Source organism: Ilyomonas limi (assembly GCF_005233845.1).
Classification (GTDB): domain Bacteria; phylum Bacteroidota; class Bacteroidia; order Chitinophagales; family Chitinophagaceae; genus Ilyomonas; species Ilyomonas limi.
The window spans coordinates 1-8,581 of sequence record NZ_SZQL01000041.1; the positions used below are offsets into that span (position 1 = coordinate 1).

At 38.1% G+C, this 8,581-nt stretch carries 11 protein-coding genes; 3 read left to right on the forward strand and 8 right to left on the reverse strand.

All coding sequences use genetic code 11. The annotated features are described in order from the left end of the window. Positions 1-307 precede the first annotated feature (307 nt). Positions 308-733, reverse strand: coding sequence for a hypothetical protein (locus tag FC093_RS23120; protein ID WP_137264195.1), 426 nt, complete (start codon positions 731-733; stop codon positions 308-310). An 80-nt stretch (positions 734-813) separates the two neighbouring features. On the opposite strand from FC093_RS23120, the gene FC093_RS23125 reads away from it, so the two are divergent. Next, positions 814-1,344, forward strand: a complete 531-nt coding sequence (locus tag FC093_RS23125) for a hypothetical protein (protein ID WP_206106670.1) — start codon at positions 814-816, stop codon at positions 1,342-1,344. Positions 1,345-1,557: 213 nt separating this feature from the next. On the opposite strand, the gene FC093_RS23130 is transcribed toward FC093_RS23125, so the two are convergent. The 6 genes from FC093_RS23130 to FC093_RS23155 all read right to left on the reverse strand — a co-directional run bounded on the left by FC093_RS23130 (position 1,558) and on the right by FC093_RS23155 (position 6,612). Further along, complete coding sequence (locus FC093_RS23130; protein WP_206106671.1) at positions 1,558-2,295, reverse strand: PmeII family type II restriction endonuclease; 738 nt, start codon at positions 2,293-2,295, stop codon at positions 1,558-1,560. Beyond that, entirely contained in the window at positions 2,264-3,142 is an 879-nt protein-coding gene (locus tag FC093_RS23135; protein ID WP_137264197.1) for a DNA-methyltransferase, read from the reverse strand. Before FC093_RS23135 ends, FC093_RS23130 begins: the two co-directional genes overlap by 32 nt. 497 nt (positions 3,143-3,639) lie before the next feature. Then, positions 3,640-4,128, reverse strand: coding sequence for a hypothetical protein (locus tag FC093_RS23140; protein WP_137264198.1), 489 nt, complete (start codon positions 4,126-4,128; stop codon positions 3,640-3,642). A gap of 258 nt (positions 4,129-4,386) precedes the next feature. After that, positions 4,387-4,884, reverse strand: coding sequence for a hypothetical protein (locus FC093_RS23145; RefSeq protein ID WP_137264199.1), 498 nt, complete (start codon positions 4,882-4,884; stop codon positions 4,387-4,389). Positions 4,885-5,359: 475 nt separating this feature from the next. Next, complete coding sequence (locus tag FC093_RS23150; protein ID WP_137264200.1) at positions 5,360-5,674, reverse strand: hypothetical protein; 315 nt, start codon at positions 5,672-5,674, stop codon at positions 5,360-5,362. Positions 5,675-5,859: 185 nt separating this feature from the next. Further along, a complete protein-coding gene (locus tag FC093_RS23155) occupies positions 5,860-6,612 on the reverse strand; it encodes a DUF2625 domain-containing protein (RefSeq protein WP_206106672.1) in 753 nt (250 codons plus the stop codon). A gap of 255 nt (positions 6,613-6,867) precedes the next feature. Between FC093_RS23155 and FC093_RS23160 the strand changes: the two genes are divergently transcribed. Beyond that, the gene (locus FC093_RS23160; RefSeq protein WP_137264201.1) at positions 6,868-7,560 is read left to right on the forward strand and encodes a DNA adenine methylase; all 693 of its coding nucleotides are present in this window, start codon (positions 6,868-6,870) and stop codon (positions 7,558-7,560) included. A gap of 172 nt (positions 7,561-7,732) precedes the next feature. Continuing rightward, a complete protein-coding gene (locus FC093_RS23165) occupies positions 7,733-7,984 on the forward strand; it encodes a hypothetical protein (protein WP_137264202.1) in 252 nt (83 codons plus the stop codon). On the opposite strand, the gene FC093_RS23170 is transcribed toward FC093_RS23165, so the two are convergent. After that, positions 7,950-8,381 carry a hypothetical protein gene (locus FC093_RS23170; protein WP_137264203.1) on the reverse strand — a complete coding sequence of 144 codons (432 nt, stop codon included), beginning with the start codon at positions 8,379-8,381 and terminating at the stop codon, positions 7,950-7,952. The genes FC093_RS23165 and FC093_RS23170 overlap by 35 nt on opposite strands. Positions 8,382-8,581: the final 200 nt, after the last annotated feature.

Below are 8,581 nucleotides of genomic sequence, written 5' to 3' on the forward strand. Positions count from 1 at the left end.
GTTATAAATAAATGTTCCGGAATTCTGTAATTCAGTTCCAAGCCTAAAGTTTTTCCAAAAAAAGTCTTTCTCGCTAAGCATTAAGATTTGAAATGTAGGGTCTCTCTAAAATGACGCACAACGTTGAAGGCTTGCTGCCGGAGCGGCGTTAGCGATTCGTCAGACCAAATATAGTTACTAAAGCTCAATAGCGAATTGTTGCTGAATGGCTTGAGTCAGCCGCTATGGCAGCAAACCTGATGTTGGCAGCCGTGTTTTCGTCTGTCAATTATAAGCAACATTTTATACTGATTTGTCGATGTTTACTTTACATAGAGAAAGTGTCAACTTTTAATTTACCGTCTTCTAATCTTTTCTTTCGCATTTGTCGCAGTGTCAGTAAAAAAGCAACTGCACCAATTATTAACCAACTTAAAAATATCTTGTCAACATAGCCGTTTGGCTCGTAGTACAAGAAATCAAAATAGTTTGTCATTGTCGCTCTGATGATTTCAATAGTAACACTAAAAGCAGCAAGCGTCAAAAAGTAAATTATTCCAAAAATAAAAGCTGTGTCTTTGCCTTTGTTTGTTTTAGCCGTAAAAGATAGAATTGTTGTAAAAAGCATTATAAGAGCAAACGGAACACCTAAGATTTGTCCACCATGTCCGTATGCTGTCCAGATGTAACCAAAACGGAAACAATAACAAAATCCGATAAATGTCGCAGTAACGAGTATTGCTTTTTTCGTCATTAGAGTGTGTCAATTAACATGGCTGCCAACGGTAACTGCTTTATGCAGTGGTGGAATTTTGAAAATTTAAAGTTGAAATTATGCAAAACAGTTTATTTGAAAATATGGCGATGAGTGTTGCTGTTCAGCCACCATTGCATAAAGCAAATGTTGGCAGCAGTTCTTTGAAGAAGTACGTTCTCACACTATCAAAGAATTTCATGTCAACACACCCGAAAGCTGGACAGCCGACAAACTTCTTTATCAAGGTACAGCAAGGCGAAAAAATACACACCATTAGAGGCAATTATGAACTGTGGCAGAAACGTATTTCAGAAATAAACAATGGTAAGGCTGTGTTGTGCATTCGTGAATGGTCTGGTAAACCTTACCGCTCTGCTCAAACTGAATTGATGCAGCTAAACAAAGTTGGTCTGCAAAAAATTGAATGGACACCGCTTGGCTGGTTTATAGACGGAGTTGAAAGTGATGTCAGGACAAAAAAACTTGCTCGTAATGACGGTTTGTCTTTAGAAGATTTTGCTGCATGGTTCAAAGGCGGCATTGTCATGGAAGATAAATACAACATGGAGCCGATGGCAATAATTCACTTTACGGATTTTAGGTACTGAATTGCTGCCAACGGACAGGTATTGCCGAAGTGCAGGAAATAGAATTTCGTCCAGCCACGGCTCACTGATGCCAAATTTATAGATAGATGTTGATGATTTTTCGCATAGCTTAATTTATAACTTCAAGTTGGATATGCAGCCAAATTGAAAAACAAAAGCTGAAACACGGCTTCCGTCAGCCTGCATTTTGGCAATACTCCTGTTGTATGCCGTTCATCTTGTCGGGTCGTTTGTCGCCGAATTAAAACGTACCAACTTGTCCCAGTCAATAGAACCATCGTCCTTGCAAAAGGTGTCAGCAAATTCTTTAGTGAACTTGTTTATCATTTGAGCGTAGGACTGCATAAAGTCGTCGTTGCGTTCTTTTGCATGGTGTCCCAATGGCTCAATGATTTTAGTATAAAAGTCTGTGTCACCAGAAATGAACTCCCAAAACCTTTGACCGCAAAATTTAAAGTAATCTCCTTTGTCTGGTTGATTGTCCCTGCCATAGCAGCAACCATTAACTGCAACAATGTTTAGCTGTGAGTTACTTGTACGAAGTGTCTTTTTTGCTGTTTTAAAGTCTGCGACCAACTTTGCAATCTGACTGCTGTTTCCCCAATTCGGTCCAGATTTTATTGTAACAATATAACGAATGCCGTCTTTGTCAAACTCAAGGTCTATTCCTATAATCCCTGATTTTCTGCCTTTGTAAACCTTTTCATTTACAAAAATTGCAAGTCCTTCAAGCCAATCGCCAAATATGGTTTCTTCCTGGGAAGAAATGAAAGCATCAGTCAAACTCTTGATAATGTCTTGTGCAGTTAAAACGTACTTGGCTTTGAATAAGTACGGGTTCTTCTTACTCAAAACTCTTTTCAGTTTCAAGTCCTGTAATCCTGTAATTCTCTTTTGGTGAAATGTGCCAATATTTTCTTCAACGTACCTTACTACGTCTTTCAGGTTCAAAGTTTCCATATTTTACTTTCGGCTCTAATAAATAAAGTTCTACTGGCTTTAGTTGCTCCTTAACCATGTCGTAATATTCTGGCATTATTTCAATTCCAATAGAGTTACGAAGCATTCGGTTTGCTACAATTAATGTTGTCCCCGAACCCATAAAGGGGTCCAATACTGTGTCGTTCTCTTTTGTAAAGAGTTTGATAAACCATTCAGGAAGTTCTTCTGGAAATGCAGCACTATGATTTTTGTTGCTGCATTCTGTTGCAAGATGAAGAACGTTTGTCGGATATGCTTTGTCTCTCGTCAGCCAATTCGAAATATTTTTTCCGAAGCCGCTACCTACTTTTGAATTATCACGAATTTTATCGGTGTCTGAAAGATTTTTCAATCTGGATTTAGCCCAATCACCCATTGGAACCATAACTTCTTCCTGATACATGTGAAATTTACGCTCTTTATTGAATTGAAGAAGTCGTTCCCAAGCATCACGAAAACGGTTCGACCATTTTCCTGGGTAACAGTTTTTCTTATGCCAAATGAACTCTTCCGTCCAAAGCCATCCTTGTTTTTTCATTTCTATAATTAGTTCCATAACGTAGGTGCTACGTTCACCTTCAACAACCTTTTCTTTGATGTTTAAAATGAAAGTTCCTGTCGGCTTGAGAACTCTTAAAAGTTCCTTGGAAATAGGTAAAAACCACTCAACATATTTGTCAGGATGGATGCCGCCGTAAGTGTTTTTCCTTTGGTCTGCATAAGGTGGTGATGTCACAATGAGGTCAACCGAATTGTCGGGCAACTTTTTAAGCTGTTCTGCGCTGTCACCAAGGTATAAGTCTGTCCGTACTTCCATTATTCAAAAATAGTCAAAGTGAAGAGTGATTGCTAAAGAATTTGTCAACAGACTGTGATTAGCGGACTGTCGCACCGAATGGCATACAACGTTAAAGTGTTTATGAAGTTGTGGCATTTGAAAACCGTCAGTTTCAATTAACCACAGAAGCAAAATACTGATTTATAGTTGAATGCTTAACGTCCCGCCACAATTTTATAAACACACTGTTGTAGGTAGGGCTTCTACGAATTGTCCATAAAGCATGCTAAAAATAGTAAACCTGCACCGAAATGCAGGTCTACAAATCATTCTTTAAGTTTCTTTTGAAGTTCAAGAACTCTTAGAATAATAGTCAAAATTGTCGCTACTACATTTAGCAGCGCAAGAACGGTCGCAAAAACTAAAACCATTGTTGAAGGTTTTATGTTTCAACAGAATAGCTCTGTCAAGCTGCGATTTTATTTTGCGATTTGCATACTCAAGTTATTGAGATAGCTATTTAAATGATACAGTCACTAATTACAACAATAAACTGTATACACACTGATATTTCCGTTGTCTGCGTTCATATTCCCAATTAATAGCGCATTATTCCACATTTTACCTGCTATTAAGGTGGGTTTATTTACAAAGATAAAAGAATTGTAATCTAACCAAGTTTTTGTAATCCCATAAAGAGATTGGTTTTTCGTTTCTCCGAAATCATATTTTCCGAAGTACTTAATCTCAATTTCTATTGGCTCTTTAATGTTTTCATATTTTATTATCAATTTTCCTGTTGGTAAATCTTCAAATTTAGCGTCATCAGATACTTTTGTAATAGGCTTTGGGTCTTTGAAATAAATAGAAACCTTCCGATTATCCCTCTTAAGATTGCCGCTTAGTGTCTTGTCAACTTGAAAGCTTGATGTAAACCGGTATTCTTTAAATCCTTTAGTTGTTTGTCCTTTCGATGACAATGCAAGGAGTAACAAAACGAGTGGAAGTAAAAGTCTTATCTTCATAAGAAAGTTTTAATGTTAGTAATTGCAGGATGTGTCCAAATAGCCTTACCTACAACGTTGAAGTATTTGCGTTCGGCGGGATATTTGAAAAACGTCCAGCCGATTTACAAATGCTTAATTGAAAATATTTTGTTGAAGATAAAAAACAAATGCTGAATAGCGCAATGTCAGCACGTACTGAAGCTAAAACATACAACTGCTGATGCTGACATTCGTCAGCCCCGCTGACGCAAATACCTGTGTTGGTGGCAGTACATTTTATTTTGTATTTGCTGTGTCATTCATGCAAGATTTTATAAGTATGAACGCAGAGTCCATTTGTTCTTGTCGTGATTTTTTACCTAACTCTTGTGCTTGGTCGTAAGTATATTTTGCAGTAAACTTTTCTGTAACACACTCACAAAGCGAAGTGGTTTTAACTGGGTCTTTTGCGTAACTATTTTTTGCGTTTTCAATGCAGGCTTTAGTCATTGCATCTTTGTCGGCTTGTGTCCATTGTCGAGGTTGTGTGCTTACATTAAACGCATTTTGTGATTTGTCTTTAAAAGAAAATATACCTATTAAAATAAGTGCAGCAAATATTATTGTGCCACCATAAGCAAGTATTTTAAAAAGCGTTCCTCTTCGTTCCATCATTGCATCAAATTTTTCTTGCCTTTCTTGTCGTAATTTTATTTTGCCGCTTACTAAAAGTGAGAAATAAATAAAAATGCCTAAGACGATAATGTCGTCTATAAGTCCTCCGATTGCTTGCATTGTTTGATTTTTCTTATGTGAAAAGTTTAGTTAGTCGTGAAGTGTCATTTTGTATTGCCACCAACGTTGACGGCTTGCTGCTGTGCTGGTATTTTATATTCGTCAGCCTGGCAACCGAAGCCTATTAAAAAACCAAAGTACAAAATATATTCTGTTGCTCAATAGCGTAATGTCGGCTGGAACTGCTGCTGATAAACGAACAAAAAGTTGATGCTGCGAAGTGTCAGCCAGCATAGCAGCAAACCGCATGTTGCCTGCTGCCCTTAATCCTATGTAGGTCCAAGTCCGTCACGCAACAAAATTGTCCAGCTAATGATAAAGAGAACAAATGATATTAATAAGGCTATTCCAAGTCCAATCAAAACTCGGAATACTTTCGGCTGCGAACTTCGTCGCCAAACTACGGGAATTGTCACCACAGGAGTGAAGAACATAGCAAACCATAATATTTCTCCGATTTTGTCTAACAAATGAATTAGGTTTTAAGTCTTCTGTTGTTGCGATATGTCACCACCGTTCCAATCAATTGTCCAAGAAGCATTGAGTAAAAAGGAATAGCAATTATGCTTTCCGGCTCACCCCAATTATTGATTTCATTTCGGTAGAGTAACCAAACTGCAAACATTATAATCAGTCCAGCCATTTCGCCCAAAAGTCCAAACTTTAAGATGTGTCTGTATGTGTCCTTTTGCTTGAAAAAGAAAACAAGTTTAAGCAGTCCTGAAATCACTGTTGCCGCAAAGGCTATTGCAACAAAAACTAAAATCAAACTTGCGATTACAGTGTTCATTTTTCTTAGTTGTCAATCTCGTTTAACCCTTTGAAGCTGTTACAGAGGGTTGCAGGCAACGTAAAAGGCTTGCTGCTGCAGCGGCATTCCGGGGTTCGTCAGCCTGGATAAAGATATGTAGTTTAATAGAGAATTACTCATATTCAGCACATGTTCGTCCAGCCGCTGTGGTAGCAAACCGCATGTTACAAGCCGTTTTTGGTCAGCCCAAGTTGCTTGCGCATGTCCAGCATAAAGCTAAACTGTTCCTCAACAGGTATAGGTTTTCTTGACACTTTATCAATGTCTTTACCTTCTTTGGTCCATAAGAACGGATAGAAGCTATAAACCATATTACCGTCCAGTTGTGCAACTTCTTCTTTCCATCCTTTCCATCGAAGACCTTTGTAAAAGTCATTAAGTTTTCCGCTGAAACAGAAGTTTAAGAACTCCGTATATGTCAGGTCAAGCGGCTCCCATTCTAAGTTGTCCGGCGATAAATAATAGAGCTTGCCGGCGTCAGCACCAAATGCACCACCATTAATGGCGAAGAAACCTCCGATTGCATCATCAGCTACTAAAAGAAAAGACGGTTGCTCACCAAACTCTTTGAATGATTTTCCTTTGTTCCAATCAGGAAGTGTCCGAGCCAGTTTTGTACTGCCAGAACCTAAAATGCGTATCCAGCCATTGTCAATGAGCAGTCCGCCAGTGGAATAAATGATTGCGCCCATTGGTGAACGTGTCGTCACTTGTGTTTTATACAAAGCATCTTTTGCTTTTGCAGTGTCGCAAGGAAGCACTTCTACTTTGTTCTTGGCTTTGCTAATCCACTGTTGAACGAGTGTCCAGCCCGGTTCGGTCGTGTTAATTAATTGGTCAGGTGGTCGCATCTTATTTTGTCCAAATGTCGCAAGTGTCAAAATGGAAAAGATAAAAGCAGTTAAAATCTTTGGCATAAAGGGTTAATATGGCTTGTAACGAACAGGGCTTGCCGAAGGGCAGGACTTGGCAACTTGAAGTTCATTGATAGATACTGCTTACAAATTGTTCAAATGTTCAGGTATAGGTTCAGCCTGACTTTTGGCAAACCCCATGTTAGTTGCAGGTGGAATTTACTTCCTGCCGCTACATTGGAAAACTAAAGTTGAACCTGTATTTATTTTTTTGTGCTGCGGAGCAAATTGCCGAGGCACGAGGCAAAGAAAAACAGAATGTGGAGTTACTACGGAAGCAAATGTAAGATAGCTAAACACTATCCAAAACCAAAACACGATTTAATAATTGAACCTTTTGCTGGTGCGGCTTGGTATAGTGTGTTGCACCGCAAAAAGAATGTGCTGCTGAATGAAAAATATTCTATCATTTTTAATATTTGGGAATGGTTGGTGAAGTCTGCTACTTCTGATTTGTTATTAACTAACAAGGATTATTTTGTTGGGCAGAATATTAGCGGAGTTGATTTACATGAGGCTCATAAGGATTTGATAGGGTTCTGCATTAACAGAGGAAGTACAGCACCAAAGAGTATTGTTCAAAAATGGAGTTGCCAAGTTGCAGCAAAACCTGATTGGGCAAGCACAACTTCTTACCAACTGGAACGGATTGCGAACTGGTTAGATGAAATAAAACATTGGCAAGTACAATTTGGTGATTATAGAAACTTGCCTGACGTTGAAGCAACATGGTTCATAGACCCACCTTATCAATTTGGTGGTGAGCATTACTTAGTAAACGATGTTGATTATAGTGAATTGGCTGATTGGTGCAAGAGCAGAAAGGGGCAAGTGATTGTTTGCGAAAATACAAAAGCAAAATGGCTACCATTTAGACCATTGATTGAAATAACAGGACAGCGTGTAAAAACTGTTGAAGCAATTTGGGTGAATGAACAAAACACAGCCTGACTGCATTAAAGGTGCGTGAGCAAAAAAATAAATACAGGTGGTATGTCGCTGAATAATGAACGTCTGCCACTTGCAACTAACGTTAAAGTATTGGCGATGTTTTGGGATTTGAAAAACTTCCGCCGAGTGACTAAAGTAAAATTATTAACTAAAAGTTTAAAACAAGAACAAAATGAACAACAAAGAATTTCCAGCAGGAACCGAAGATGAAAACGAGCTACAGTCGAATGCTCCAACGTCCAGCCAAAATATTGCCAATACTCATGTTGTAAGCCGTTTTTCTTGTCCCGAGGGAACTATTGAAATAGTACAAAGAACTTATCCTTTAAATATTGATTTCAACGAACCAATGTTTGAACCAAAAAGAAAAGCTGTTTTTGAATGTGAACCTATTGCTTTAAAAATTCATCCAGTTCAATCTTAATTTCATTTTCTATGTCCTTGTCGGCAAAGATATTTTCAATGGGGTCAATAAAAACAACTCCCTTTGTTTTAATATCCTCATTAACAGCTTTGTCAAATTGGATTAATTCTTTATCAGATACCATTTTCAAAGCCCAAACAGCTAATGGTTTTTTGTTGTCAATAATTTCAGTTACACTCCTCATTTCAAAACTATACGTTGTGTCTGGAGCGAATGTAATTTGGCAAGTCATTGTTATTGCAAAAAGAACATTGCCTTTGTTGAAAGGCGTTTCCGGTGGTCTTACAAGTCTATACCCGATACCTAATAAAGGCTTTGATATGCTTGAAGTAATTCCTGGGTTCGGATTAGTCAAGGTAGATTTAAGGACTTGTCGTTGTGGTTCGTGAGACATCATATAGTCAAAAAGTTATGTTTTGTCAATAAATATGAGTGATTTTAAATTTAGAATGTGTCCAAATAAAATGGCTTACAACGTTCGCGCATTGCCGATGGTGGGGCAATTTTATTCATCAGCATAAATATAGTACAAAAGCCGGATTGAAAAACTGATGATGAGTTTTGTTCATCCGCCCCACTTTTGGCAATGCACTTGTT

What these genes read in the sequence shown, in the direction of transcription:
- FC093_RS23120 (WP_137264195.1), bottom strand. Translation starts at nt 733, where the DNA reads ATGACGAAAAAAGCAATACTCGTTACTGCGACATTTATCGGATTTTGT.
- FC093_RS23125 (WP_206106670.1), top strand. Translation starts at nt 814, where the DNA reads ATGCAAAACAGTTTATTTGAAAATATGGCGATGAGTGTTGCTGTTCAG.
- FC093_RS23135 (WP_137264197.1), bottom strand. Translation starts at nt 3,142, where the DNA reads ATGGAAGTACGGACAGACTTATACCTTGGTGACAGCGCAGAACAGCTT.
- FC093_RS23140 (WP_137264198.1), bottom strand. Translation starts at nt 4,128, where the DNA reads ATGAAGATAAGACTTTTACTTCCACTCGTTTTGTTACTCCTTGCATTG.
- FC093_RS23145 (WP_137264199.1), bottom strand. Translation starts at nt 4,884, where the DNA reads ATGCAAGCAATCGGAGGACTTATAGACGACATTATCGTCTTAGGCATT.
- FC093_RS23150 (WP_137264200.1), bottom strand. Translation starts at nt 5,674, where the DNA reads ATGAACACTGTAATCGCAAGTTTGATTTTAGTTTTTGTTGCAATAGCC.
- FC093_RS23155 (WP_206106672.1), bottom strand. Translation starts at nt 6,612, where the DNA reads ATGCCAAAGATTTTAACTGCTTTTATCTTTTCCATTTTGACACTTGCG.
- FC093_RS23160 (WP_137264201.1), top strand. Translation starts at nt 6,868, where the DNA reads ATGTGGAGTTACTACGGAAGCAAATGTAAGATAGCTAAACACTATCCA.
- FC093_RS23165 (WP_137264202.1), top strand. Translation starts at nt 7,733, where the DNA reads ATGAACAACAAAGAATTTCCAGCAGGAACCGAAGATGAAAACGAGCTA.
- FC093_RS23170 (WP_137264203.1), bottom strand. Translation starts at nt 8,381, where the DNA reads ATGATGTCTCACGAACCACAACGACAAGTCCTTAAATCTACCTTGACT.